This is a genomic window from Micromonospora matsumotoense, from assembly GCF_900091525.1.
Classification (GTDB): domain Bacteria; phylum Actinomycetota; class Actinomycetes; order Mycobacteriales; family Micromonosporaceae; genus Micromonospora; species Micromonospora matsumotoensis.
Map to the genome: position 1 here is coordinate 214,454 of NZ_FMCU01000004.1, position 24,813 is coordinate 239,266.

A 24,813-nucleotide genomic window follows, 5' to 3' on the forward strand; every position below is an offset into this window, starting at 1 on the left:
CAGTGGACGTGACCGACAGTGGACGTCGGCGGGCATGGACGACGGCGGGCATGGACGACGGCGGGAACACCGCCGCTGGCATGGCCGACGGCGGGCATGGCCATCGGCGGGGGCACCGCCGCGCAGACGCGCCGCCCGACCGTGCTCCGGTCGGGCGGCGCGTCCGGGTGGCGGCTACCGGATCGCGGGGACCCGCAGGACGGCCACCTCGCCGACGTTGCCGGCCACGTCGACCGCGCGGTAGCGGACCCCGTGCGCCCGGTCGTCGAGTGGCACCGGACCGCTCCAGGTGGTCCACTCCCCACCGTCGAGCCGGTACTCCACCCGGGCCACCCCGGAGTCGGCGTCCCGGCCGGTGACGACCAACGCGCGGCCGGTCAGCGTCGCCTCGGCGGTCGGCGCGACCCGGTCCACCTGCACCGACGTCGACCAGGGCGCGCTCCAGAACAGGTTGACCCCCTGCGCCCGGTACTCCACCGTGTGCCGGCCGGCGGGCAGGGCCACCGGCTCCCGGTACGGGAACCAGCCTCCCCCGTCGATCTGGTACTCCACCAGCCGGATCAGCTCCCCGTGGGCCAGGGTGAGGGCGGCGTTGGCGCCGTACCAGCCGTCGGTGCCCGGGTCGGTGATCCGCAGCCGGGGCTGCCCGCCCCGGTAGCGCAGCGGCTCGACGCCGCTCAACGTCGGCACCACCGGCTTGATGGTGCCGTCGTCCGCGAAGTACAGCCGGTCGATGGTGGTCTCCCGGTGGGTGCCGTCGCCGCCCGGGATGGCGAACCGGTGGTACGCCACGTACCAGTCGTCGGTGCCCGGCACCTGGATGATCGAGTGGTGACCGGTGCCCAGGATGCCCTGGCCCGGCTCCTTGGTGAGGATCTCCCCCTTGCTGGTGAACGGCCCGAGCGGGCTGCTGCCGATGCCGTAGCCGACCCGGTAGTTCTCGCTACCGGTGTCGTCGATCGACCAGGACAGGTAGTAGACCCCGTTGCGCTTGTGCAGGAACAGGCCCTCGCGGAAACCGGTGAGCCCGGTCAACCGGACCCGCTTGCCGACGTCGTACGAGATCATGTCGTCGTTGAGCGGGACCACGTACGGGGTGCCGTTGCCCCAGTAGAGGTAGCTCTTCCCGTCGTCGTCGGTGAAGACCGCCGGGTCGATCTGCTGGGCGTTGCCGTAGTCGGCCTTGCTCACCAGGGGTTTGCCGAGCGGGTCGACGAACGGCCCGAGCGGCGAGTCGGCCACCGCGACACCGATGTTCTGCTGCGCCGAGAAGTAGAGGTAGTACTTCCCGTTCTTCTCGATCGCCGCCGGCGCCCAGGCGTTGGTGTCCGCCCAGCTGATGTCCGGCCCCAGGTCGAGGATGGTGTCGTGGGCGGTCCAGTCGACCAGGTTGCGGCTCGACCAGACGGTGAACGTCGAGCTGCCCCAGCCGGGGAAGCCGTCGGTGGTGGCGTAGATGTAGTAGGTGTCGCCGAACCGGACGATGTTCGGGTCGGCGTTGAAGCCGGGCAGCACCGGGGTGTTCATCGGCACCGCCCGGACCTTCCAGGCCCGGCTGGCCCCAGCGGCGCTGGTGACGGTGACCGTCACCGGCCGGGTGTAGTTGCGCGGCCCGGCGGGCTTGACCGTGGAGGTCGGCGCGACCAGGTAGCGCGGGGCGAGGGTGGTCAGGTCGGTGCCCGGCCGGACCGGCAGGGTGATGGTGCCGGTGGCGGCGTCCACGATGGCCGGCACCTTGAGGCTGTCGAGTTCGACGGAGACCACGCTGGTGCCGTTGCTGCCGAGCGCGGCGACCTCGGCGTCGGTGAGCGCCCGGTTGTAGAGGGAGAAGTCGCGCACCCGGCCCTTGAGGTAGCGGTCGCTGGCGTACTGGGAGCGGCCGAGGTAGTTGGCCGTGGTCCGGCCGCCGCCGATGTCGCCGGGCGCGACGGTCAGCCCGGTCTTCTCGGCGACGCGCACCCCGTCCAGGTAGATCCGGGCGGTGCCGGCCCGGTTCAGGGTGTACGTCAACGTCTTCCACGCTCCCCGGGGCACCGCCCGGCCACCGGTGACGGTCTGCTCGCCGGTCCAGTTGCCCAGGCTGATCGAGGTGCGGTAGTCGTTGCCGGTGGTGAACAGGTAACCGTTGCCGACACCTGCAGAGTCGGTGTTGCCGAGCCCCCAGAGGAAGTACGGGGTGGCCTGGTCGGCGGCGATGTTGACGTCCATCGACACGGTGATCTCGTCCAGCCCGGCCATGATGTTGTCGGGCAGGTCGACGTGGCCGTTGGTGCCGCCGAGGGTGAGGCTGCCGTCGTCCCAGCGGGCGTCGCCGGCCAGCGTGGCGTGGTGGCCGTTGCCGGAGTCGTCGGTGACCGTGCCGCCGCCTGCCTGGTCGAGCCGGTAGTGGGCGACCACACCGTCGGCGTTGGCGCTCACCGGTGGCGGCGCGTCGGTCAGCGCGTCGAGTTCGGCGCGGGTGACCGGGATGACGGTGCCGTGCCGGGGGCTGGCCGGCAGCCGGTAGGAGGCCGGCACCTTCCAGTTGGGCTTCGCCAGGTCGTCGGTGCCCAGCGGGATGTAGCCCCGGCCGCCGTACTCGTCGACGAAGAGGTAGTACCGCGAGCCGGAGGTGTCGCCGGGGTTGGCCTTGAAGACCGTGGGGCCCTCGACGGCGGAGGTGCCGGCGTCGCGGCCGATGCACGAGTCGAGCATCGTCCACGCGGGCCGGCCGGGCAGGTCGACGGCGGTCAGCGAGGTCGACCTCTCCTGGATGATGTCGGAGCAGCCGGTGCCGCCGCCGCCCTCGTCCTTGGTGAACCGGTAGTAGGTGTCGCCCTCGCGGATCATCGTGGAGTCGATCCGCGACTCGCCCCGGTCCTGCCAGATCGTCGCCGGGCTGAACGTGACGAAGTCGCGGGTGGTGGCGGCCAACATCCGGTTGTACGTGTTGCCGGTGTGGTTCGGGTCGTTCTCGGCGAACAGCTTCGAGGCCCAGAACACCAGGTACTCGCCCCGCGCCGCGTCCCAGTACGCCTCCGGCGCCCAGGTGTTGCCGGCGGTGGGGGGCGACACCTCGATGTGCCGCTGGGCGGACCAGTTCACCAGGTCGGTGGACTCCCACACCTCGAGGTAGCGGCTGCCCCGGCGCTGGGCGGCGTCCCAGTCGCCGTTGCGCCCGATCGACAGGTCGGTGGCGATCAGGAAGAACCGGTCCCCCTCCGGGCTGCGGATCAGGAACGGGTCGCGCAGGCCCAGTGTGCCGTGGATCGACTCCAGCTTCGGCTGGCCGCCGTTGACCTCGGTCCACTGCAGGGCGTTGTTGCCCCGGCTGGCGGCGAAGTAGATCTTCTCCCCGGCGATCGAGTTGCCGGTGAAGTAGCTGAACGCGTAGCCGGCGTACGGCGCGGGGGCCGGCAGTTCACGGACGGTCAGCGGGATGGTCCGCTCGGCGGTGGCGCTGCCGACGGTGACGGTGGCGGTCAGCGGGACCGTCGCGTCGCCCGCGCCGTGCGCCGGGCGACGCACCACGCCGTCGGCGGCGACCACCTCCGGTCGGGCCGAGCGCCAGGTGACTGTCGCGCCGTGCCGGCCGGTGACGGGCATGGTCAGGTTGCCGCGTACGTCGTCGGCGTGCACCAGGGACAGGGCGGCGGCGGCCGTCTCGGCCCGGGTCTGGTCGGACTCCTCGGGTTGCGCGACCACCGCGACCTCGGCGGCGGTGAGGGCCCGGTCGTAGATCCGGAAGTTCGCCACCCGTCCCTTGAGGAACCGGTCGGTGCCGTAGTTCGACCGGCCGAGGTGGTTGGCGGTGGTGACGCCGTTGCCGACGGCGCTGGGCGGCACGGTGACGGCGGTGTTCCGGGCCACCTGCACACCGTCGCCGTAGAGGGTGCCGGTGGTGCCGGTCTGGGTGTAGACGACCGACTTCCACACCCCCCGGGCCAGGTTGCCGCCGGTGCCGGTGACCTTCTCACCGGACCAGTTGGTGGTGGTGATGCCGGCGCGGAACGCGTCGCCGCTGGCGAACAGGTAACCGGTGCCGGCGGCGGAGGTGGCCGGGTTGCCCAGTCCCCAGAGGAAGTACGGGGTCTGCTGTGCCGGGTCGACGAGGACGTCGACCGCGACGGTGACCGACGACAGGCCGGCCAGGATGTTGTTCGGCAGCTTGACGTGGTCGTCGACACCGTCGAGCAGCAGCCCGTCCGGGCCGGTCCAGGTGCCGCCGCCGACCAGGGTGCCGTCGTTGCCGCGCCCGGAGGTGTCGGTGATCGTGGTGCCGGTGCGCTGGTCGAGGTCGTAGCGCAGCAGCAGCCCGTCGGTGACGTCGGCGGTCGCCGCATCGGCCGGTGTCGCCACGGCGGGGGTCAGCGCGGCGAGCAGGGTGAGCAGGGTGGCGGCGGCGAGGGTACGGCGGCGGGTGGGGGTGGGGGTGGCGTGGTGGTCCCGGGGAACTGCTGAGCGCATGGGGGGATTCCTCGGTGTCATGTGAGCGTTAACAGGCTGGAATTGTCAGCGCAACAAACAGACCCCGTCAAGGAGGTGAACCCCGGCGATGCGCTGCGCGCACGCCCGCTCACCGCAGGGCGACCGACGGCCGCCTCGACACCGTCGAGCGACCCGGAACCGCCCCGGCACCCCTACTTGATCTTGCGGGTGGACCGGACCACGATGTCCGCGTACTCCGGGTGCCGGCCCAGCCAGTCACCGAGGAACGGGCAGATCGGCACCACCGTGCGCCCCCGGACGCGGGCGTCGTCCATGACCGCGCGGGCCAGGGTCGACCCGACACCCCGCCCCTCGAAGGCCGGATCGACCTCGGTGTGCGTGTAGGCGATGATGGTGCCGGTCACCTGGTAGGTGACCATCCCGGCCAGCGTTCCGGTCTCGTCGCGCGCCTCGAACCGCTGCCGGTCCGGCGCGTCTGTCACGGTGAACTCCACCGGACCATCCAAACACGCGACGTCGGGGTCAGGATCGCAGCGTGCGGCTCGGCGGCTGGCCGTAGGCGGCCCGGTAGTCGGTGGCGAAGCGCTTCGCGTCCGTGAACCCCCAGCGGGCGGCGATCGCGGCCACCGTGTCGCCCACCGCCGGGTCGCCCCGGAGCAGGTCCTCGTGGGCGCGGCCCAGCCGGACCCGGCGGGCGTACCGGGCGGGAGTGGTGTCCTGGTATCGGCGGAACGCGTACTGCAGACCCCGGGCGGAGACGCCGGCGGCCTCGGCCAGCTCCGTCAGCGACACGTACCGATCGCTGTGCGCCTCCACGTGGTCCATCGCCCGGCGGACCACCGAGGGCGCGATGTCACCCGGGCCGCGCGGCTGGGGCACGACGGCGGCGCTCGGGAAGACCGCCAGCGCCGCCGTCGCCAGCATGTGCCGGACCTGCCCGATGATCAGCGGGTTGGTCGCCAGGTCGAGGTCGGCCAGCACCACCTGCCGGACGTACGCCAGCGTCCCCAGCCAGTGCCGCTCCAGTCCGGCCGAGACCGGACGGGTTCCCGCGAACCGCACCCGCCCACCGTCGCCTCCGAGCCTGCTGTGGGCGACCTCGTCGACCAGCGACGTCGGCAGCCCGACGGTGAACGACTCGACGGCCTCACACTCCAGTTCCAGCAACTGCTCCGCCGGCAGGAGGGCCACCTGGCCGGGTGCGACCCGGTGGACGTCCCCGCGGTCGCTGACCGACAACCGACCGTCACGCACGTGGATGATGTTGACCAGTCCGTGCGCGACGCCCTCCACCCGGATACGCGCCGAGTATCGCAGTCCATGCAGCATGACATCGCCGAGCATGGTTCTCATGCCCTGCGGTTTCGCCCCCCCGGCCCCGAATTCGGACAACACGGCGGTAACGTCGGCGAAGGTGGCCCGGAAGAACGCGCGCACCTCGTCGGCGTCGGTCATGGTGTACCGCTGCCAGGGCAATGGCTGCACCCCGGCCTCAGGATCGGCTTCCACGGCTGATTGCGCCGTCGATCGCCGGGAAAGGGGCGGCCGGTAGCCCGCCATCCGGTGCCCTCCCGTGGCCACACCGCCCGGCCAGGCACCGGGCGGCGAAAATCTAACAATGCCGCACTATAGGCGACATCGCCGATTGCCCCAGCTGTACTACCCCGGATCGGGCACCCTAATCGCGCCACACATTCTCGATAAGCGCATCAAGGTGGTGAAAGACGAAAGTAAAACAGATCCGAGCAGCGTCAAAACAAATTTCGCTCACGAGGAAAGGTTGCGACAGGCGAAGAGGCCGGGTCGAAATCACCCCGGGGCGTACCACCCGTCGCGCGCCCCGCCGGCCGGACACCGCAGCTTGGCCAGCACAGACACCTCGCACGACAGAGCACAGTGGACGACAGCGGCAGCCGGGAACCGCTGCGACGCAGGCCGCCGGCGGCAGTCACCAGACGGTCGACGCGCGCCGGCCGACGCGTACCGGATCTCCGCACCGGCGGCGACGCCGCCCACGGCCCGCATTTCGTGGAACGAGGCCACCGAGCGGCGTGACCACCGCAGCCTTGAAGCGTTAATTCCCACGACGGCCACACCACGGGAGCCTGCCCGGAAACGCCCCATATGGGATACTATTGCCTAAATACCCCGGAACGCCTGTAAGGTTGTCGTTCCGGCGCCCACCTACCGAAGCAGGGAACTGACATGGATTCACTCCGCGACCTCGACGGCACCCCCACCCCACCCGACGCCCCGGGCTACCGGCCCCCGACCGTCACCCGGCTCGGCACCCTCGCCGAACTCACCCAGGGCGGCACCGTCGGGCCCGACGACGGACTGGGCGGCAACGGCGACGCCTCGCTGCTCTGAACCAACGGTGAGGGCCGGATGCCGATGCTGCGTCTCGTGCGGGCCACCCGACGGTTCGGTCACCGGAGTGTCTTCACCGACCTCGACTTCGAGGCAGCGGCCGGCGAACGGGTGCTCCTCGCGGGGCCCAACGGATCCGGCAAGACCACCCTGCTGCGGTGCCTGTCCGGCACGCTGGCCCTGAGCGCCGGGCAGGCCACCGTAGCCGGCCATCCGGTCGGTTCGCCGGGCGCCCGGCGCGCGACCGGCGTGTGCCTGGCACCGGAACAGGGCCTCTACGAGCAGCTCACGGCACACCAGAACATCACGCTCGTCGCCCGGCTCCGGCTCCCCGGACGGGCCGTCCGCGCCGCCGTCGGCGCCATCGAGGAGGAGTTGGGCATCGCCCGCTACGCCAGCATGCCGGCCGCCCGCTGCTCGGCCGGCATGCGCGCCCGGATCAGCATCGCCCGGTCGCTCGTCGCCACCCCCGCGCTCCTGCTGCTCGACGAGCCGGGGCGCTCCCTCGACGAGGAGGGCCGGCGGTTGCTCTGGCAGGCCATCGACCGGCGGACGGAGCTGACCTGTGTGGTCGCCTCCCACCACGCCGACGACGGCAACCGTTGCCAGCAGCGGCTCACCCTGACGGCGGCCGGATGACGCCACTGACCGGCCCGCGTCTGCACCCCCGGCCGGCACCGCCCGCTGCCGGCCCGGCTCCCCGGCTCGGGCCGGCAGCGGGCGGTCGCGCCGTGCTCGCCCTGGCCCGGCGGGACCTGGGCGAGCGACAGCTGATCCGGCTGCCACTGCTGCTGGATCTCGTGTTCGGGGTGGTGAACCTGCTGGTCTTCCTGTTCATCTCCCGGGTGCTGACGCCACCGGAGGCGCACCGCCTGCTGGGCGCGACGACCTACTTCGACTTCGTCGCGGTCGGCATCACCTTCATGCTCGTCCTCCAGGCCGCGAGCACCCAGTTGACCTCCCGGGTGACCCGGGAGCAACGCGGCGGCACGCTGGAGCTGCTGGCCGCCCAGCCGGTGCCGGCGTCCGCCCTCGCGGTGGGCACGGCCGCGTACCCGTTCCTGCTGGCGTTGCTGCGCGCCGGGTTCTACCTGGTCCTGCTGCACGCGCTGTTCGGCCTGCACACCGCGCGGGCCGACTGGTGGGGCGTCGTCACGGTCCTGGTGGCCGGCAGCGCCGCGATGATGGGGATCGGCATCGGGTTGACCGCGTTCGCCGTTGCCGTCGGGTACGGCGAGAGCGCCGCCCGGCTGCTGATCGTCGGATTGTCCTTCCTGTCCGGGACGTACTTCCCGGTGGCCGCGCTTCCCGGTGTCCTGCCCACCCTGACTGCCGTGCTGCCCAGCCGGATCGCGCTGGACGGCCTGCGCGCCGCGTTGTCCGGCGGTGCCTGGGCCGCCTCCGCGCTCACCCTGCTGGCCGCCACCGTGCTGCTGTTACCCCTGTCGACCTGGGTCTTCGGGCGCGCGCTGCGGATCGCCGCCGCCCGGGGAACCCTCACCCGTGATTGAGGTGCCCATGCTCCGCCCGACCCCGTTCGACATCGCGTCCGGCACCGTGCTCGGCGTGGGGCCGCCGACGCTGCGGGTCGTCCCGCCGGTCGCCCCGGACCCGCTCGCCGCGCTGGGCCGGGCGGTGCTGCCCGCGCTGCGCCGGCCGCCGTGCGTGGTGAGCTTCTCCGGCGGGCTGGACTCGTCGCTGGTGCTCGCCGTGGCCGTCCGGATGGCCCGGTGGGAGGGCCTGCCCGACCCGGTCCCGGTCACCTGGCGGTTCACCGGCGCGCCCCGCGCCGACGAGTCGTCCTGGCAGGACCGGGTCGTCGCGGCGCTCGGCGTCGGGGCCTCGTGGGAGATCCTGCGGGCCGACGACGACCTGGACCTGATCGGCCCGGTAGCCGGCCGTTTCCTGCACCGGTACGGGGTACGGCATCCGGTGAACCTGCACCTGCACCTGCCGCTGCTGGAGCTGACCCGTGGCGGAAGCGTGCTCACCGGCCTCGGCGGGGACCAGGTGCTGTCGGGGTGGCGTCGTCCGCCACCCCGGTCGGCCCGGGCCCGCCTGAGCCGGGTCCAGGTCCTCGCCCGTGAGCTGTCGCGCCGGCACCGGCCGAGGCGGCTGTTCCCGTGGCTGCCGGCGGAGACGGCCCGGCAGGTCAACCGCGCGCTGCGGGCGGAGCAGCGGGCCGAGCCGCGCCGGCTCGGCCCGCGCGTCGCGTGGCACCTCCGCCGCCGCGACCTGGTGATCACCCGGTCGGCGTTCACCGCCGTCGCCGAAGACCACGACGTCACCCCGGTCCACCCGCTGCTCGACCACGGGTTCCTGGACGCGCTCACCGCACTGGCCGGGCGACGGCACCACACCTCCCGCGACGGTCTGCTCGCCGAGATCGTCGGCGACGCCCTGCCGCCCGAGGTCACCGCGCCCCGCCGCAAGGCCCACTTCCGCGACGTCTTCCTGCGCACCCCGACCCGGGAGTTCGTCCGCTCCTGGGACGGCACCGGCGCGGACCCGGAACTGGTCGACGTTGCCGCGCTGCGCGACACCTGGTCCCGCTGGCCGATCCCCGGCGGCACCGCCGCCCTGGTCCAGCAGCTCTGGCTGGCGACCACACCACCCCCGGCCCCCCGGTTCCCACCACGGGCCACGCCGATCCGGGCGCTGCCGCCGGCCGGAGGGCAACGCGCCGGGGCCGACGCGGAGGTGAGCGGATGAGCCGGCCGGAGACCGTGCACCGGGTGGACCCGACCCGGGTGGCCTGGCGGCGGGCCGGCGACGAGGTGGTCGTGCTGGACACCGACCGCTCGGTCTACTTCGGGCTGGACCGCTGCGGGGCGTTGCTGTGGCAGCGCCTGGTCGACGGCGCGACGCAGCGGGAACTGGTGACCGTGCTGGTCGCCGACACCGCCGTGGACCGGGACCGGGCGAGCGCCGATGTCGTGGCCTTCCTCGACGACCTGCGCCGAAACGGCCTGCTATCGGGGCGGTGACCCGCCGTCGGGGCCGCCCGCCCGGCAGGCCCGGGTGGCCGGCGTCAGGGCCGTTCGCCCAGCCAGGCCGGCGGGGTGGGCCGGCGGAGGATCTCCACCATGGCCTCCCGCTCGGCGTCGGTGTCGCCGTCGAGCCAGGCGTGGGCGTGGAAACCGGTGCTCGGGGCGGTCACCCCGATCACGATCGTCCGGGCGACCAGCTGAGCGCCGTACCAGCGTTGCCGCACCAGGGAGCGTTCCAGGCAGTTGGCCCCCGTCCGGCGCAGCACGCCGAGCACCACCGCGCGGTGGGCGGCCGCGCCGGGCGGCGGGGCCGGCAGCCGCAGGTCGGTCATGCCCTGCCGGGCGAGCTGCCGACGCGCCTGACGCACCGCCCGGCCCGCCCAGAGGGCCGTCCGGGCCGCCGGCAGGCCACCCCGGCGCAGCGCCCGCGCCATGGCACGCAGGGTCGACCGGTGGCGGTCAGCCATGGCGGGAGCGCCGCGCCAACCGGGTGGCGGTCCACAGCTCCCGCACCGCCGTCGGCAGGCTGACCACGTGCCGGGCGAAACGCAGCAGGTAGGCGGCCGACAGGCCCACCGGACCGCGCCGGGCCAGCCGGCTGCCGTGCCGCATCGCGGTGGGTGGTGGCAGGAGGTACGGCACCAGGTGCCGCCACCGGTCCCGTCCGGTGGGCAGCTCGGCGAGCCGGGCCAGCACGTACGCGGGGCCGGAGACCCGACGCACGGCGGCCCACTGCGTCCGGCTCGTCCGCCGGGGCAGGCCGAGGCGGTCCGCCAGCTCCGCGCCGCCCGGAGCCAGGCGCAGCCCGAAGCCGAACGCCGGCACCGCGCCGGTCTGTCTGGCGAGCACGGTGGCCGCCCGCCACGCCTCGACCGGGAAGACCACCAACGCACGCAGTAGGTCGGCGTACGGCCGGTCGGAGCGACCGGGCATCGCGGCGTGCACGGCGACCAGCAGGGCGGTGGCGGCCACGTCGGGTACGGCGACCGTGCCGCCGGCCAACGGCAGCCGCTGCGCCGACGCCGACAGCAGGGTCCAGAACGCCTGCGGGTCGGCCACCCCGTGAAAGCCCCGGTGCAGGTCGACGACGAGCGGTGCCGGACCGGGCGCATACCAGGGGCGCTCATACCAGAGCAGCCGGGGATCGGGGCGGCCCGGCGGCAACGCGCTGCGGAAGCCCGACCCGGCGAGAAGCGCTTCGGCGCGGTCGAAGTCGTCCGGCGCGACCAGCAGGTCGACGTCGGAGTAGACCCGGCGTCCCTCGGTGCCGAGACGGCGGGCCAGCCCGGCCCCCTTGAGCAGGATGGCCGGTATCCCCCGGTCGGCCAGCCGGGCGCAGGTCGCCACGGCGGTCGCGTCGAGGGCGAGGTGCCGGACGGCCGCGCTGGTCGCCTGCGATGCGGTCATCGGGACGCCGCCACGGCCCGCGCGGCGGTCAGGGTCCGCTCGACCAGCCGCAGGGTCGGCCCGAGTGCGGCCCAGTCACGCGGCCGGATGAGGTCCCACGCCGGCAGGGCGGCGAGGCCCAGCAGGGCGGCCGGGTCGGTGGGCAACCGGTGCCAGGACCGGCAGCCGGCGAGCCGGGCCAGCAGCTCCGCCGGGGGCACCGGGGTCATCGTCGGCGTCCGGCCCCAGCCGAGGAAGAGCCAGCCACCCAGCGGGGTCCGGTCGGCGATCGGCGGCAGGGCCACCCGCAGCCGCTCACCGGCCCGGACCGTCCGGGTGGCCAGCGCCGGCCCCGGCACGGGTTCCCGCAGGTCGATGCAGCGCGGGCCGGCGTAGACCTCGATGTGGTCGACCACCAGGATGTCGTCGGCGACCACCGGGACGTCCCGGGCGGCCAGGGCGGCGAGCAGGCTGCTCTTGCCGGCGGTACGCGGACCGAGCACCGCCCAGGCCCGCCCGGCGTACACGAACGCGCCACTGTGGAACGTCTCCCGGCCGGCCCACCGGTTGAAGACCGTCGCCACCGGGGCGAGGTAGGGGTGGGCGAGCACGTCGGGGGCGAGCGGCGGGCCGTGGAAGGCGGCGGTGCCCCGCCGCCGGTCCACCGCGAGGGTCCGCCCGTCGGCGAGGACCCGCACCCCGCCGTCGAGGTCGATGGGGATCGGCGGTGGCGGCACTGCGGTGGTCTGCCGGACGCGTACCGCCGGACGGTCCGGGTGGGCCTCGGCCGGGGGAAGCTCCTCGACCTCGTCCAACCCGTGTACGCACAGCCCGTAGACGGACCGCCCGGTCGCCCCCATCACTGCCCCGTTCATGTCCTGGTCAACGACCGTCGTCGGCGCAGCGGTGCGGGTGGCGGTCGTGGTGACCCGCCACCCGCACCCCTGATGCGGCAGTGCCTCAGCGCACGGTGCCGGTGATCAGGCTCAGCTTCCTCGACTCGGCCAACCGGCGGGCGTCGAGCGCCCGCTGCCTGGCCGAGGTGGCCTTCTTGGCCTTCTTGGCCGCCTTGCCGGACCCGGCCACCGTGGGCACGACCCCGCCGCCGATCGCGTCGACGTCGTACGCGATCCAGAAGGTCCCCGGCGTGTCGATGGCGAAGCTCAGCGCGATGTGCACCTCACCACCGGGCCGCAGACCGCCGAGTTCGAGCGGGATCGTCAGGGTGGTGCCGAGCCCACCGCCGGGCGGGCTGGTCGCCGGCGCGTCCATCGACAGGTTGCGCACCAGCAGCGTCTGACCGGTGCTGATGGTGATCGAGCTGGTCGCGTTGACCGGGTTGACCACCCGCATGTGGGCGTGCACGGCCGGGGACGACGCACCGGGCAGCGGCGCCCCGTTCTCCTGGCTCAGGCTGGTGATCCTGATCCGCGCCTGGGTGATCGGCGCGCTGGACCGGTTGGTGAGGGTGCGCCGGATGATCAGCGACCCCGGGGTGCCGTCGACCCGGACCCGGTTGGGCGGGCTGCCCTGGGCGACGACCGGGTCGAGCAGCGTCGACTGCACCGCGGCGTTCTGCTGGTAGGTGCCCAGGCTGTTCTGCGGCGACGGGGTGCCCAGTGCCGACGGCACCCCGTTGATCGGGCCGAAGACGGTCGCCACCAGCCGGAAGTCCGCCACGTTGTCGTTGGTGTCCTGCGGCACGCCGGCGACGCCGAGCCGGTTCCAGGCGTGCGGCACGAACGGCGGGCTGCCGAAGGCCGGCAGTGGGGTGCCCTCGGCGTAGCCGACCGTGGACCCGGCGGCGTCGACGACGGTGTGCGCGCTGTCCGGGGCCAGCAGCCGCAGGCCGCCCTGGCCCAGGCCGGACACCACCAGGTCGGGCTGGATGTTGAACAGCGAGTAGCCGGGCGACGTGAACAGGAAGGCGTGACGGGGGGGCAGCGCGCGGGCGGAGCCCGGCACCAGGATCGTCCCGCCCCCGGGGTACTCGATCCGGAACCCGGCGATCGGCAGGTCGAGAGCGGTCGTGTTGATCACCGAGACGAACTGGTCTTTCAGCCCGTTGATGCCGGACTGGGCGAACTGGTTGATCAGCACCTGGCCCGGCACGGCCGACACCTCGATGACGACCTCGTTGGACACCGCCTCGGCCAGCGGGGAGACCCCGTCGTACTGGACCCGGAACGCGTTCAGCCCGAAGGCCGGCAGCTTGAGGTCGAACTCCGACCGGTTGAGCGCCACCGGGAACGTGCCGAGCCGCGTCTCGACGCCGTTGGGCTGTTGTTCGATCAGCGTCACGGTCCCGTCGGCCTGGCCCGGCCCGATGACGGCCGCGAAGTGCACCGAGGTGCCGAAGGTGGTGGCGGCGGTGGAGGCGGTCAGGGTGACCACGCTCTTGGGCTGCACCACCAGGCGGATCTGCTTGGTGGCGGTGACTCCGTTGGCGTCGGTGATCTGGACGGTGGCCGGGAAGGTGCCGACCGTGGTCGGCCGGCCGGAGATCAGGCCGGTCGCCGGGTCGAGGGTCAGCCCCGGCGGCAGGATGCCGTCGGCCATCCCCCAGGTGAACGGCGCGGTGCCACCGACCACGGTGAGCAGGTCGGAGTAGATCGCGTCGACCTCGGCCAGCGGGGGCGGCGGGAAGTTCAGGATGGGCGTCTTGTTGACGGTCATCACGATCAACCGGGTGCCGGAGCGGGCCGCCGCGTCGACCACCCGGATCACCACCGGGTACTGACCGGGGGCGGTCGGCACCCCGGAGATGCCGTTGGTGGTGGGGTTGAGGATCAACCCGGGTGGCAGCGTGCCGGAGGCCACCGACCAGATGAACGGCGGCACGCCGTGGGTGACGTTCAGGGTGGCGGTGTAGGCGACCCCGAGGGTGGCCTCGGTGGGCGCGTCGAACAGCAGGGTCGGCGACACGTTCGCGGTCACCGCCGACGACAGCGCGGACTCCGGGCCGGTGCCGGCGGCGGTCCGGGCCGCCACGGTGAAGGTGTACGCGGTGGTCGGGACCAGGCCGGTCACCGTGTTGGTGGTGGCCGGCCCGAAGGTCTGGGCGGCCTGCGGCATCCCGGCGACGTACGGGGTGATCCGGTAGCCGAGGATCGGTGAACCGCCGTCCGGGCCGGGGGTCCAGCTCAGCAGAGCCGAGGCGGTGTCCGCGGTGACCGCGATGACGGTCGGGGCGCCCGGCAGGGCGAGCAGCTTGGCCGCCTTCGAGCGTGGGCTGGCCGGGCCGGTCCCGGCGACGTTCTTCGCCGCCACGGTGAAGGTGTAGCTGCCCTTCGCCGTCAGCCCGGAGACCTTCCGGCTGGTCGTCGAGGCGTCGAAGGAGACCGAGCGGGTCTTCTTCCCGTCCCGGTAGGCGGTCACCGCGTACCCGGTGATGGCGGTGTCCGGCGAGGCCGGTGCCTTCCAGGTGACCGTGGCCGTGGTGCGGAAACGGGTGGCGGTGGGTGCGGCCGGGGCCGCCGGGGGTTTCGGCCGGGCCGCCACGGTGGCGGCCGGCGCGGCAGGAAGCGGGCGGTGGAGTGTGGACGCCGGGGGCGGGACGGACCGGCCGGGGTCACGCGCCGAGGCGGAGGTGGGTGCGGTGAGCAGGCCGACGAGCAGCAGCAGGGCGGCGACGAAGGCCGCCCGTGGGTGGAGACGGTGCACCAGGGACATGAAGTGTTCTCCCTCATCGGGGGGCGGTGGGCCACCACGGAGGAAGGGATGAGGCAGCCGTTCGGCTCTGGACCGCATGCCTGATGCCCCGTACCGCGAAGGTGACCGGCGGAAATCGACCCGCTCCCCGCCGTCGACGGGAAGTCGAATCTCGACCTGTTCCTACCAGTTTTCCCAGCTCAGAGGGCATTGGAGCGGCTGTCGATCCGGCCGCGGCGAGGGGCCGCGCGGGCTGCGTCGCCTACCTGACACTGTGCTGCTGCGCGTACCGGAACCATGGTTGCGTCTCCGGACCGGTGCCCGCGGCGACCGCCGGCCACCACGGACGGTGCCCGCCGACGGGTTGGCGGGCACCGGGGGCCGGTGGCACGGGTCAGCCGGAGCAGCACCCTCCGGCGGGTGCGGCATCGACGGTGACCAGGCTCAGCGGGGCGGCGAGCAGCCCGCCGGCGAGACCGGTGGCCGGGCCCCGCCCGGCCGGCTCGACGGTCGGGGCACCGCAGCAGTCGTCGCCGTCGACCGTGTCGTCGGGATTGCTGCGGCACACGCCCGTCTCGGGCAGGTCGAGTCGCACGTCGCGGGCGGCGGCCCAGTCCCCGGCGAGGGCGGCGACGACCGAGCGGACCTGCTCGTAGCCGGTGGCCATCAGGAACGTCGGGGCCCGGCCGTAGCTCTTCATCCCGACGGCGTGGTAGCCGGGCTCCGGGTGGGCGAGTTCGTCCACGCCGTGCGGGGGAACCGTCCCGCAGGAGTGCTCGTTGGGGTCGATCAGCGGGGCCAGGGCCCGGGTCGCGCCCAGCACCGGGTCCAGGTCCAGCCGCAGTTCGGTGGTGATCGAGTGGTCGGGGCGGAAGCCGGTGGCGGCCACCACCCGGTCCACGGTGACCGTCTCCGCGCTCCCGTCGGCGTGCCGCACCACCACTGTCAGCCGCCCGTCGGCGGGGGTGAGGGCGTGCACGGCGCAGCCGGTGAGCAGCCGGACCCGGCCGGCGTCGACGTGCGCACGCAGGCGGACGCCGAGGGCACCCCGGGCCGGCAGCGCGTCGGCGTCACCGCCGCCGTAGGTACGCGCCGGCGAGGCGGACCGGACCGCCCAGGTCACCTCGGTGCCGGGCCCGGTGGCGGCCAGCTCGGCCAGGGACAGCAGGGTATTGGCGGCGGAGTGCCCGGCCCCCACGACCAGGGTGTGCCGGCCGACGAACCGGTCCCGCGCCGCGCCGAGCACGTCGGGCAGCGCGTGCTCCAGGAGGTCGCCCGCCTCCCGCTCACCACGGGCGGGCAGGCCGGCGGCACCGAGGACGTTCGGGGTGCCCCAGGTGCCGCAGGCGTCGATCACCGCACGGGCTGCGATCTCCTCGCCGTCGGCGAGGCGGACCAGGAACGGGGTGGTGTCGCGACCGGCGGTCCGCAGCCGGTCCAGTCCCACCCGGCTGATCGCCTCGACCCGCGCGTCGTAGCGCAGCAACGGCCGCAGACTCGGCAGCTCCGCGAGTGGTCGCAGGTAGTCGGCGACGAACTCCGCGCCGGTGGGCAGCACCTCCGGGTCCGGGGCGGTCCAGCCGGCGGCGTCGAGCAGCCGCCGGGCGGCGGGGTCGATGTCGTACCGCCAGGGGGAGAAGAGCCGGACGTGTCCCCACTGGCGGACCGCCGCGCCCGGACCGTCGCCGGCTTCGAGGACGGTGCAGGGCAGGCCGCGCTCGTGCAGGTGGGCGGCGGCGGCGAGGCCGACCGGGCCGGCGCCGATCACCACGACCGGCAGGGTGTCCATGGTGTTCATCGGGTGACTCCTCGGGGCGGTGGGGGCGGGGTGGTCAGTCGATGACGGGGCTGCGGCGTTCGAGCAGGACGACGTCGCGCCACCGCCCGTGGTGCCGGCCCACCCGTTCGCGCCGGCCGACCACCCGGAAACCGGCCCGCCGGTGCAGGGCGAGGCTGGCGGCGTTCTCCGGGAAGACACCGGACTGGATGGTCCAGACGCCGGCCGCCTCGGTCGAGGCGATCAGCGCGTCCAGCAGCAGCCGGGCCACCCCGCGCCGCCGGGCGGCGGGGTCGACGTAGACGGAGTGCTCGACCACCCCGGCGTAGACCGCGCGGGCCGAGGTCGGGGCGACCGCGATCCAGCCGATCACGAGACCGTCGCCGTCGACCGCGACGAGCCGGTGCCCGGGTGACCGGCCCGCGTCGAACGCCGCCCAGGTGGGCGCGGTGGCCTCGAAGCTGGCGTCACCGGCGTCGAGGCCGGCCTGGTAGATCGCCAGCACCCGGTCGGCGTCATCGGCGCGCATGCTGCGGAGGGTGACGTCGGCCATGGGCGGGCTCCGTTCGGCATCGGCGGGACCACCCTGCGACCGGGTCGGCGGCGGGCGGAACCGGGGCGCCGCACGAGGCGACGTCCGTCGGACCAGACAGTTGCACGCTGATTAGATCAGTGTCAACCTAGATGCATGTCTAAACAAACGGGGCCCCTCGCCCCCGTCGGCCTGAGCGCCGACGCGCCGTGCTGCCCGCCCCTGGCGGAGCAACGCCTACCGGCCGGGACCGCCGCGGTGCTCGCGCCGGCCTTCAAGGCCCTCGGCGACCCGGTGCGGTTGCAGCTGATGTCGATGATCGCCTCGGCCGAGGGCGGTGAGGTGTGCGTCTGCGACCTGACCCCGGCGTTCGACCTGACCGGGCCGACGATCTCGCACCACCTCCGGACGCTGCGCGAGGCCGGGCTGGTCGACGCCGAGCGGCGGGGCACCTGGGTCTACTACCGGGCCCGGCCGGCGCTGCTGCGGCAACTCGCCGCGCTGCTCACCGTCGTGCCGGCGACCGCCCGCCGGGAGTGCCCGTGAGCACCGCCACCCACGACTCCCCCACCGCCCCCGCCGTGGTCGGCCGGCTGTCCCACCTCGACCGGTTCCTGCCGCTCTGGATCGGCCTGGCGATGGCCGTCGGACTGCTCCTGGGCCGTCTGGTCCCCGGGCTGGACAGCGCGCTCGACGCGGTGACCGTCGGCGGCATCTCGCTGCCCATCGCCATCGGCCTGCTGATCATGATGTATCCGGTGCTGGCCAAGGTCCGCTACGACCGGCTCGGCACGGTCACCGGCGACCGGCGGCTGCTGGTCTCGTCGCTGGTGCTCAACTGGCTCGTCGGCCCGGCGCTGATGTTCGCCCTGGCCTGGATCTTCCTCGCCGACCAGCCCGCGTACCGCACCGGCCTGATCATCGTCGGCCTGGCCCGGTGCATCGCCATGGTGATCATCTGGAACGACCTCGCCGGCGGCGACCGGGAGGCCGCCGCCGTCCTGGTCGCCCTCAACTCCGTCTTCCAGGTCGTCGCCTTCGGCCTGCTCGGCTGGTTCTACCTGGCCGTACTCCCCGGCTGGCTCGGTCTTTCCGGCACCGGGCTGGCCGTCTCCGGCGCGGACCTCGCCGGCAACGTGCTGATCTTCCTGGGCATCCCGCTGCTCGCCGGCTACCTCACCCGCCGCCTCGGCGAACGCGCCCGGGGCCGCGACTGGTACGAAACCCGCCTGCTGCCCCGGATCGGCCCCGCCGCCCTCTACGGGCTGCTGTTCACCATCGTGATCCTGTTCGCCCTCCAGGGCGACGCGATCACCGGCCGCCCGCTGGACGTGGCCCGGATCGCCCTGCCGCTGCTGGTCTACTTCGCCGTGATGTGGGCCGGGTCCTACCTGCTCGGCCGGGCCGTCGGCCTCGGCTACGCGCGTACCACCACGCTGGCCTTCACCGCCGCCGGCAACAACTTCGAGCTGGCCATCGCCGTCGCGATCGGCACCTTCGGCGTCACCTCCGGCCAGGCCCTCGCCGGGGTGGTCGGCCCGCTCATCGAGGTGCCCGTCCTGGTCGGGCTGGTCTACGTCTCCCGCTGGGCCCGCCACCGCCTCTTCCCCACCACCGCCGCCCGCTCCTGACCCGCGCGGCCCGCCCCGCCACCGGGGCCACCCCGAAGGGAACCACCGTGACCGACAAGCCCAGCGTCCTGTTCGTCTGCGTGCACAACGCCGGCCGCTCCCAGATGGCCGCCGGCTGGCTGCGCCACCTCGCCGGCGACACCGTCGAGGTCCGCTCCGCCGGCTCCGCGCCCGCCGACACCGTCAACCCCGCCGCCGTGCAGGCCATGCGCGAGGTCGGCGTCGACCTCACCGACCAGACCCCCAAGCTCCTGGAGTACGCCACGGCGGAGTCCTCCGACGTCATCGTCACCATGGGCTGCGGCGACACCTGCCCGGTCTTCCCCGGCAAACGCTACGAGGACTGGAAGCTCGACGACCCGGCCGGCCAGGGCGTCGAGGCGGTCCGCCCGATCCGCGACGAGATCCGCGCCCGGGTGGAGCAACTCCTCGCCGACCTGCGACCGGCAGGCTGACCCCGGCCACGGTGGGTTAGAGTCCGACCGCATGGAAGGCACCACACTGCGCACCGCCCGCCTGGCACTCCGCCCGGTACGGGACGAGGACATCGACCGGATTCTCGAATACCGCAACCTGCCGGAGGTCACCTACTGGCTGCTGCGTACCGAGGTGGAGCCGGTGGCCTTCCGGGCGGCGTGGCGACGCGCGGCGGCGGACCCCGACGACCACAGCGTGGCGGTCACCCTGGCCGGCCTGGTGATCGGCACGGTCTCGCTCGACGTGGTGGACGGGATGGGCCAGCCGGGCATGCCGGCACGCACGGAGGCGCAGCTCGGCTACATCTTCGACCCGGCCCACGCCGGCCGGGGCTACGCCACCGAGGCGGTCGCCGCGATGGTGGCCCACGCGTTCACCGGGTTGGGCGTCCGCCGGATCACCGCCGGCTGCTTCGCCGACAACCTCGCCTCGGTGCGGGTGCTGGAGAAGGTCGGGATGCGTCGGGAGCAGCACGGTGTCGGCGATTCCTGGCACGCCGAACGGGGCTGGGTGGACGGCTACACCTACGCCCTGCACGCCGACACCTGGTGCGCAACGCCCCGATAGACAGGGATCACGGCGACTGCGGGGGCCGGGCCTTCTGCGGGTAGATCGTCTCGTGGCGGGCCAGCATGGCGACGAACTCACCGATCTTCCGCTCGCGGGTCTGCGCCCGTTTGAGCGCGTGGAGTCGGTGAATGAGCGCGAACCGGTTGGCGCTGGTGAGCACGTCGAACATGGCCTGGGCGGCCGGGTCGGCCGCGATGGCCGCGAGCAGGTCGGCCGGCACCTGGGCCTCCGACGGCGGGGCGTAGGCGGCCGCCCACCGCCCGTCCGCCTTCGCGGCCTCCACCGCGGCGCGGCCCGAGGGCTGCATCCGCCCCTGCTCCTCCAGCCGGGCCACATGGGCGACGTTGCGTTGCGACCAGGAGCTGCGCGGCCGGCGCGGGGTGAACCTGATCCAGGAGGTCTCCAGGTCCCGCTTGCGGGCCTGCCCGTCGATCCAGCCGAAGCACAGGCCCTCGTCGACCGCCTGCTGCCAGGTCAGCGTGGTGACGGTGCCGCCCTTGCGGGTCAGGGCGAGCCACACGCCGGGCGAGGTGGCGTGGTGGGCCGACAGCCATCCGCGCAGCGCGTCCGCGTCGGCGACGATCAACTCATCCAGTTCGGCGCTCACCATGACGGCAGGCTAGCTGTAGCGAGCCCGAACTCGATCCGCGCCGCCGACCACCTGTGCCCCCGCCCCCTCGATCCGCGCCACCACCGCCGGAACCGTCGCCGTGGGCTGATGCAGCGGCTCGATCAGCCGGCGACGACCCTGGAGCGTCAACGGAGCGTTCGGGCGCGGGTGACCGTCGCGCGATGGATCCGCATGATCGCGGCGCTCACGCTCCACCCCGGGAGGCGTACTCCTCGATCGCGACGCCGGACTCGAGACCACCTCACCGCGCCACTCGACACCGGCTTGTCCGTCGACGCCGCCATAGCCGAGTTCGTCGACCGCATACTCCAGTGATCCCGGGTCCCCGCCCTACGAGGGCGCACGTCAACAACCTCCTGGCCCGCGACAGCGGGCACGCCGCACGACGTCGCGCCCCGGTGCGGGCGGTCAGGCCACGAGCAGGCGGAGACCCAACTCGGCGGTGTCGCGGGCGAGAAGGTCGTGGTTGCGCTCGGCCCACCGGCCGGAGGCGAGGTCCTCCCCCAGCATCCGGACGGCCCGTTGCTCGGCCGGCGGTCCGACCCTGGTCCATACCGACATCGCCCGGCGCACCCGCTCGTCCAGGTACGCCTCGGGCCGCCGCCAGTACGCCTCGAAGAGGCCGTCGGCGCAGTCCCACGGGACGGGCACCGGCTCGGCGCGTCCGCCGATCGCCCGGGTCAGCTCGTCCAGCGGGGGCCAGCCGACGAGCAGGCCCGCGAACTCGGGCAGGTAGTCGCGGGTCAGCCAGAACCGTTCCCGCCAACCGGTCTCGTCGGCGTCGTAGCTGAACACCACCACGCGGCGGGCCACCCGCCGCATCTCCCGCAGCCCGGCGACCGGGTCCGGCCAGTGGTGGACGGTGCTGACCGCCATCGCGGCGTCGAAGGACCGGTCCTCGAACGGCAGCCGCTCGGCGGTGGCGGCCACGCACGGCGCCGCGCCCACCGGACGCAAGGCCCGCATCACCGCCGACGGTTCCACCGCCGTGACCGTACGGTCGGGTGGCTCGTAGGAACCGGTGCCGGCCCCGACGTTCAGCACCGTCCGGGCGTCCCCCAGCGCGGCCCAGAGGCGCGCGGCGATCCGTGGTTCGGTGCGCCGCGTCGCCGGGTAGGCGGACCCGATGGTGTCGTACAACTGCGCGCCGAACCCGCGCAGCTGTTCCTCCGGTGTCGTCGGAATCCCCATCGCCCGCGCCTCCAGTTCCCGGTCGATGGCCGCCACCATGGCGGCGGCCCGGTCGCGTTGGTCCGTCAGCAGGCCGCGCAGCCGGCACAGGTGGGCGACCGGGTCGGTCGCCGGGTCGTCGACCAGGGCCGCGATCTCCCGCAGTCCGAAGCCGAGCCGCCGGTAGCCGAGCACCTCCCGCAGCCGTCGCACATCGCCGGCGGAGTACGCCCGGTGCCCCGCCGGGGTCCGCGTGGACGGCGTCAGCAGGCCGATCTCGTCGTAGTGGTGCAGTGTGCGGACGGTGACCCCGGCCAGCTCCGCCACCCGCCCCACGGTCAGGTGTTCCTCCACGGCACCGACTATGTGCCCTGACGCCGCGTGAGGAGCAAGCGGGCCGGCGCACCCGAACGGGTACCGCCCCTCCGTCGCCGGAGGGGCGGTACCCGTCTGGTGGCTCGCCTTCCGCGTGCCGGTCAGGCCACGGTGCAGGGGATGCCGTTGAGGGTGAAGGCGGTCGGTTCGGCGGTGTTGCCGGTGTGGTTGGCCTGGAAGCCGATCTCGACGGTGGCACCGGGGGCGAGCGTGCCGTTGTAGCTGACGTTGCGGGCGCTCACCTGACCGCTGGTGGGCGAGAAGGTGGCGTTCCAGCCCGAGGTGACGGACTGGCCCGACGGCAGGGTGAAGGCCAACGTCCAGCCGTCGATCGTCGAGGTGCCGGTGTTGGTGATGGCGATGTTGGCGGTGAAACCGGAGGCCCAGGTGCTCATCGTGTAGGTGACCCGGGGGCCGGTCCCACCACCGGGCGTGGGAGTGGGGGTCGGGGTGGGAGTCGGCGTGGGGGTCGGCGTCGGGGTGATGGTGGGCGTGGGGGTCGGCGTGGTGCCGCTCACGCTGGTCACGAAGGTCATGATGCTGCGCGCGGGGAGGCTGACGGTCAGGGAGCCGTTCGACATGGTGAGCGCGCCCTGCGGTGCGACGGTCCGGCCCCCGTCGGTCAGCCAGTTCGAGACGCTGCGGGACCCGGTGGCGCCCGAGAGGGTGAACTGCTGGCTCACCGCCGAGGTGTTCTTGTTGACCGCGACGATGACGACGGTGTCGCCGCCCCGGTACGCCGAGACGTAGACGTTCGACGCCGGGTTCGCCGTCGCGTCGACCCGCACGAATCCCGGGCGGACGAACCTGGCGAAGTGCGCCATCATCGCACCCCGCTTGCTGACCTGGCCGTCCTCGCGCATCGGGCCGTAGCTGCGCCGCAGGTACCACCAGACGTACGCCTGGAACTCGGCGTCCACCATGGCGTGGTGGATGTGCTCCCCGACGTCGAGCGCCTCCGGCCAGGCGTCCCCCGAGTTCGCGTTGCTGTTCGGGTAGTACACCTCGGACATCCAGAGTTCCTTGCCCGCACCCTTCTGCTTGAGCAGGGGGTACGGGAAGTTGGAGTACGACGTGCCGTAGAGGTGCGCCCCGATGACGTCCACGTTGGCCAGCGCCGTGGCGTCGTTGAGGATCGGGTCCGACACGGACTTGACGTACTGGAAGGACTCGGGCGCCATGACCTTGGTGGTGAGCGAGCCGGCGTTCTCCCGCAGGAACCGGTTCATCTCGGCGGTGGTCCACCAGGTCCAGTCGTGCGCGTAGTCGGGCTCGTTCTGCACCGAGATGCAGTACAGCGGCACCCCGTTGGTGCGCATGTACGCGGTGAAGTCGTTGAGGTGCTGGGCATAGGCGGCGTACGAGCTGTACCGCAGCCGCTTGGCGTTGGTCTGGCTGCCCCGGGTGAAGGTTTCGATCATGCTGGCCGGGGGGTTCCACGGCGACGCGAAGACGGTCACCCCGAGTTCGACAGCCCGCTTCGCCGTGGCCAGGTCACGGCCGAAGTCCGCCTGGCTCTCGCCGACCGGGATCCGCAGCACGGAGAAGCCCAGTCGCCCCTCGCCGGTGCCGAACGCCGTATCCCGCTGGGCGGCGGTCAAGTCGCCGATCCAGGCGGCATGGGCCATCGCACCGAAACCCTTGATCGTCTGCCGCGATGCCGACGGATTGATGCTCGCCGGCGCGGCCGAGGCCTCCGTGGCCCCCAGGGCCGCCGTGGCCGCCGCCACCGGCAGGGCCCCCAGCGTCGTCAGGACGACTCTGCGGCTCAACTGCTTTCGCTCGCCGCTGACCGGCCCAATCTGATCCTGCGTCATTTCTTTCGTCCTCCTGGTGGTGGTGATACGCGCCTTCCCGGTCCCATCGACCCGGTCGGCACCGAATCTGCTGCGTCGCCACGGGGATGACCTCGACCTCACCGGCGGCGTTTCGACGAAACATATCGACTGTAATGATTGTGAACGTTAACGGCCGGAGTTTAGTTTCCGCCCCCGGAGGGGTCAAGCATGCGCAGGCCGCACAAAGGGGCGTGCCGATCCGGGCGGTGTTCCGGTCGTCGCGCACCGCTATGGCGTACGCGACGACCGTGAGCAACCGCCCGGGACGGTCCGCCGCCCGACAGTTGCTAGCGTGATCATCATGGTGGAGCTGGAAGAGCTGGTCCTGACCCCCGACGAACGGGCCCGGGGGGTCCGGGTCGACAGCGTGCTGTTCGGCATGGACTGGACCGGCGAGGAGCACCCCGGCCAGTTGGCCGCGTTCGTGGCCGGTCGGGTACGGGCCTTCGGGGCGGAGCCCACAGACGTCGACACCACCGTCGTCTACCAGGCTGCCGAGGCCGACCCGACGTTACGCCGCGGTGACTTCCCGATCCGCCAGCTCGATCATCTGGCCGGCGTGCTGGCACATCTCGGCTGCACGCTCGCGGTGTGGGACAGCGGCACCGACACCTACGAGATACTGGTCGCGCTGACCGGTGGGGATGAGTTGACCGGGCTGACCTACCAGGGCCTCCCGGTGCGGGCCTGGGGCTCGGCAGCCGAAGAGACGCTGGTCAGCCTGGACTGCCCGAACTGCGCGGAGCTGCTGGTCTGGCAACTGCCGGCGACCCAGACCCTGGCCGACGAACGCTGCGACTGTGGCGCCGCGTTGTTCGACGCCACCGGTCGCCCACTGCCCCACGTCACGCTCCACGACTGAGTCTCCGGCACCCCCGACAACCAGGGGACGATGAGCATCGACGACCCGGAGCGGTTACGCAGAGTGTCGTCCGCACACCGGGCAGAACGGGTGGCCCGCTGTCCTCGTTGATGCGCATGCCCAGG

General features: G+C 73.2%; 22 protein-coding genes. 10 read left to right on the forward strand and 12 right to left on the reverse strand.

Features of this window, described 5'->3' with window-relative positions; all coding sequences use genetic code 11:
• Positions 1 to 174 precede the first annotated feature (174 nt).
• The 3 genes from GA0070216_RS10785 to GA0070216_RS10795 form a co-directional block, all read right to left on the reverse strand.
• The gene (locus GA0070216_RS10785; RefSeq protein ID WP_091243262.1) at positions 175 to 4,446 is read right to left on the reverse strand and encodes a family 43 glycosylhydrolase; all 4,272 of its coding nucleotides are present in this window, start codon (positions 4,444 to 4,446) and stop codon (positions 175 to 177) included.
• A gap of 173 nt (positions 4,447 to 4,619) precedes the next feature.
• Positions 4,620 to 4,910: a GNAT family N-acetyltransferase gene (locus GA0070216_RS10790; RefSeq protein ID WP_245722426.1), complete on the reverse strand. Its 291-nt coding sequence runs from the start codon at positions 4,908 to 4,910 to the stop codon at positions 4,620 to 4,622.
• A gap of 40 nt (positions 4,911 to 4,950) precedes the next feature.
• A complete protein-coding gene (locus GA0070216_RS10795; protein ID WP_176738908.1) occupies positions 4,951 to 5,913 on the reverse strand; it encodes an AraC family transcriptional regulator in 963 nt (320 codons plus the stop codon).
• A 720-nt stretch (positions 5,914 to 6,633) separates the two neighbouring features.
• Between GA0070216_RS10795 and GA0070216_RS33695 the strand changes: the two genes are divergently transcribed.
• The 5 genes from GA0070216_RS33695 to GA0070216_RS10815 are packed head-to-tail and all read left to right on the forward strand — an operon-like array spanning position 6,634 to position 9,785.
• On the forward strand, positions 6,634 to 6,798 hold the full coding sequence (locus tag GA0070216_RS33695) for a lasso RiPP family leader peptide-containing protein (protein WP_141723044.1): 165 nt from the start codon (positions 6,634 to 6,636) through the stop codon (positions 6,796 to 6,798).
• 18 nt (positions 6,799 to 6,816) lie between these two features.
• Complete coding sequence (locus tag GA0070216_RS10800) at positions 6,817 to 7,437, forward strand: ABC transporter ATP-binding protein (RefSeq protein ID WP_091243272.1); 621 nt, start codon at positions 6,817 to 6,819, stop codon at positions 7,435 to 7,437.
• Complete coding sequence (locus GA0070216_RS10805) at positions 7,434 to 8,309, forward strand: ABC transporter permease (RefSeq protein WP_091243277.1); 876 nt, start codon at positions 7,434 to 7,436, stop codon at positions 8,307 to 8,309. Before GA0070216_RS10800 ends, GA0070216_RS10805 begins: the two co-directional genes overlap by 4 nt.
• A gap of 7 nt (positions 8,310 to 8,316) precedes the next feature.
• Entirely contained in the window at positions 8,317 to 9,510 is a 1,194-nt protein-coding gene (locus GA0070216_RS10810) for an asparagine synthase-related protein (protein ID WP_091243282.1), read from the forward strand.
• Positions 9,507 to 9,785: a PqqD family protein gene (locus GA0070216_RS10815; protein ID WP_091243286.1), complete on the forward strand. Its 279-nt coding sequence runs from the start codon at positions 9,507 to 9,509 to the stop codon at positions 9,783 to 9,785. Before GA0070216_RS10810 ends, GA0070216_RS10815 begins: the two co-directional genes overlap by 4 nt.
• A gap of 44 nt (positions 9,786 to 9,829) precedes the next feature.
• On the opposite strand, the gene GA0070216_RS10820 is transcribed toward GA0070216_RS10815, so the two are convergent.
• The 6 genes from GA0070216_RS10820 to GA0070216_RS10845 form a co-directional block, all read right to left on the reverse strand.
• Positions 9,830 to 10,255 carry a lasso peptide biosynthesis protein gene (locus tag GA0070216_RS10820; protein WP_091243289.1) on the reverse strand — a complete coding sequence of 142 codons (426 nt, stop codon included), beginning with the start codon at positions 10,253 to 10,255 and terminating at the stop codon, positions 9,830 to 9,832.
• Positions 10,248 to 11,195, reverse strand: a complete 948-nt coding sequence (locus GA0070216_RS10825; protein WP_091243293.1) for a nucleotidyltransferase family protein — start codon at positions 11,193 to 11,195, stop codon at positions 10,248 to 10,250. The genes GA0070216_RS10820 and GA0070216_RS10825 overlap by 8 nt, the downstream gene beginning before the upstream one ends.
• A complete protein-coding gene (locus GA0070216_RS10830; protein ID WP_141723045.1) occupies positions 11,192 to 12,049 on the reverse strand; it encodes a hypothetical protein in 858 nt (285 codons plus the stop codon). Before GA0070216_RS10830 ends, GA0070216_RS10825 begins: the two co-directional genes overlap by 4 nt.
• Before the next feature lie 85 nt (positions 12,050 to 12,134).
• Positions 12,135 to 14,846 carry a fibronectin type III domain-containing protein gene (locus tag GA0070216_RS10835; RefSeq protein WP_176738909.1) on the reverse strand — a complete coding sequence of 904 codons (2,712 nt, stop codon included), beginning with the start codon at positions 14,844 to 14,846 and terminating at the stop codon, positions 12,135 to 12,137.
• 373 nt (positions 14,847 to 15,219) lie between these two features.
• The gene (locus tag GA0070216_RS10840; RefSeq protein ID WP_091243302.1) at positions 15,220 to 16,623 is read right to left on the reverse strand and encodes an FAD-dependent oxidoreductase; all 1,404 of its coding nucleotides are present in this window, start codon (positions 16,621 to 16,623) and stop codon (positions 15,220 to 15,222) included.
• A 34-nt stretch (positions 16,624 to 16,657) separates the two neighbouring features.
• Positions 16,658 to 17,155 (reverse strand): GNAT family N-acetyltransferase, encoded by a 498-nt coding sequence (locus tag GA0070216_RS10845; RefSeq protein ID WP_091243305.1) that lies wholly within the window; start codon positions 17,153 to 17,155, stop codon positions 16,658 to 16,660.
• A gap of 135 nt (positions 17,156 to 17,290) precedes the next feature.
• On the opposite strand from GA0070216_RS10845, the gene GA0070216_RS10850 reads away from it, so the two are divergent.
• Genes GA0070216_RS10850 through GA0070216_RS10865 form a run of 4 tightly spaced genes read left to right on the forward strand, consistent with a single transcriptional unit; the run spans position 17,291 to position 19,809 of the window.
• Positions 17,291 to 17,680 (forward strand): ArsR/SmtB family transcription factor, encoded by a 390-nt coding sequence (locus tag GA0070216_RS10850; RefSeq protein WP_091243308.1) that lies wholly within the window; start codon positions 17,291 to 17,293, stop codon positions 17,678 to 17,680.
• A complete protein-coding gene (gene arsB, locus GA0070216_RS10855; RefSeq protein WP_091243946.1) occupies positions 17,677 to 18,765 on the forward strand; it encodes an ACR3 family arsenite efflux transporter in 1,089 nt (362 codons plus the stop codon). The genes GA0070216_RS10850 and arsB overlap by 4 nt, the downstream gene beginning before the upstream one ends.
• Positions 18,766 to 18,812: 47 nt before the next feature.
• A complete protein-coding gene (locus GA0070216_RS10860; RefSeq protein ID WP_091243311.1) occupies positions 18,813 to 19,220 on the forward strand; it encodes an arsenate reductase ArsC in 408 nt (135 codons plus the stop codon).
• A 31-nt stretch (positions 19,221 to 19,251) separates the two neighbouring features.
• Positions 19,252 to 19,809 carry a GNAT family N-acetyltransferase gene (locus GA0070216_RS10865; RefSeq protein WP_091243315.1) on the forward strand — a complete coding sequence of 186 codons (558 nt, stop codon included), beginning with the start codon at positions 19,252 to 19,254 and terminating at the stop codon, positions 19,807 to 19,809.
• Positions 19,810 to 19,816: 7 nt separating this feature from the next.
• Here the strand turns inward: GA0070216_RS10865 and GA0070216_RS10870 are convergent, their stop codons facing one another.
• The 3 genes from GA0070216_RS10870 to xynC form a co-directional block, all read right to left on the reverse strand.
• Positions 19,817 to 20,422 carry a YdeI/OmpD-associated family protein gene (locus tag GA0070216_RS10870; RefSeq protein WP_091243319.1) on the reverse strand — a complete coding sequence of 202 codons (606 nt, stop codon included), beginning with the start codon at positions 20,420 to 20,422 and terminating at the stop codon, positions 19,817 to 19,819.
• A 429-nt stretch (positions 20,423 to 20,851) separates the two neighbouring features.
• Positions 20,852 to 21,967 carry a MerR family transcriptional regulator gene (locus GA0070216_RS10880; protein WP_091243325.1) on the reverse strand — a complete coding sequence of 372 codons (1,116 nt, stop codon included), beginning with the start codon at positions 21,965 to 21,967 and terminating at the stop codon, positions 20,852 to 20,854.
• 122 nt (positions 21,968 to 22,089) lie between these two features.
• A complete protein-coding gene (gene xynC / locus GA0070216_RS10885) occupies positions 22,090 to 23,760 on the reverse strand; it encodes a glucuronoarabinoxylan endo-1,4-beta-xylanase XynC (RefSeq protein WP_342670716.1) in 1,671 nt (556 codons plus the stop codon).
• A 367-nt stretch (positions 23,761 to 24,127) separates the two neighbouring features.
• On the opposite strand from xynC, the gene GA0070216_RS10890 reads away from it, so the two are divergent.
• On the forward strand, positions 24,128 to 24,688 hold the full coding sequence (locus tag GA0070216_RS10890; protein WP_176738910.1) for a hypothetical protein: 561 nt from the start codon (positions 24,128 to 24,130) through the stop codon (positions 24,686 to 24,688).
• Positions 24,689 to 24,813 lie beyond the last annotated feature (125 nt).

Bases quoted from the DNA above. Each gene is read 5' to 3' on its own strand.
- GA0070216_RS10785 (WP_091243262.1), bottom strand. From the start codon at position 4,446: ATGCGCTCAGCAGTTCCCCGGGACCACCACGCCACCCCCACCCCCACC.
- GA0070216_RS33695 (WP_141723044.1), top strand. From the start codon at position 6,634: ATGGATTCACTCCGCGACCTCGACGGCACCCCCACCCCACCCGACGCC.
- GA0070216_RS10800 (WP_091243272.1), top strand. From the start codon at position 6,817: ATGCCGATGCTGCGTCTCGTGCGGGCCACCCGACGGTTCGGTCACCGG.
- GA0070216_RS10805 (WP_091243277.1), top strand. From the start codon at position 7,434: ATGACGCCACTGACCGGCCCGCGTCTGCACCCCCGGCCGGCACCGCCC.
- GA0070216_RS10810 (WP_091243282.1), top strand. From the start codon at position 8,317: ATGCTCCGCCCGACCCCGTTCGACATCGCGTCCGGCACCGTGCTCGGC.
- GA0070216_RS10815 (WP_091243286.1), top strand. From the start codon at position 9,507: ATGAGCCGGCCGGAGACCGTGCACCGGGTGGACCCGACCCGGGTGGCC.
- GA0070216_RS10820 (WP_091243289.1), bottom strand. From the start codon at position 10,255: ATGGCTGACCGCCACCGGTCGACCCTGCGTGCCATGGCGCGGGCGCTG.
- GA0070216_RS10825 (WP_091243293.1), bottom strand. From the start codon at position 11,195: ATGACCGCATCGCAGGCGACCAGCGCGGCCGTCCGGCACCTCGCCCTC.
- GA0070216_RS10830 (WP_141723045.1), bottom strand. From the start codon at position 12,049: ATGAACGGGGCAGTGATGGGGGCGACCGGGCGGTCCGTCTACGGGCTG.
- GA0070216_RS10835 (WP_176738909.1), bottom strand. From the start codon at position 14,846: ATGTCCCTGGTGCACCGTCTCCACCCACGGGCGGCCTTCGTCGCCGCC.
- GA0070216_RS10840 (WP_091243302.1), bottom strand. From the start codon at position 16,623: ATGAACACCATGGACACCCTGCCGGTCGTGGTGATCGGCGCCGGCCCG.
- GA0070216_RS10845 (WP_091243305.1), bottom strand. From the start codon at position 17,155: ATGGCCGACGTCACCCTCCGCAGCATGCGCGCCGATGACGCCGACCGG.
- GA0070216_RS10850 (WP_091243308.1), top strand. From the start codon at position 17,291: ATGTCTAAACAAACGGGGCCCCTCGCCCCCGTCGGCCTGAGCGCCGAC.
- GA0070216_RS10865 (WP_091243315.1), top strand. From the start codon at position 19,252: ATGGAAGGCACCACACTGCGCACCGCCCGCCTGGCACTCCGCCCGGTA.
- GA0070216_RS10870 (WP_091243319.1), bottom strand. From the start codon at position 20,422: ATGGTGAGCGCCGAACTGGATGAGTTGATCGTCGCCGACGCGGACGCG.
- GA0070216_RS10890 (WP_176738910.1), top strand. From the start codon at position 24,128: ATGGTGGAGCTGGAAGAGCTGGTCCTGACCCCCGACGAACGGGCCCGG.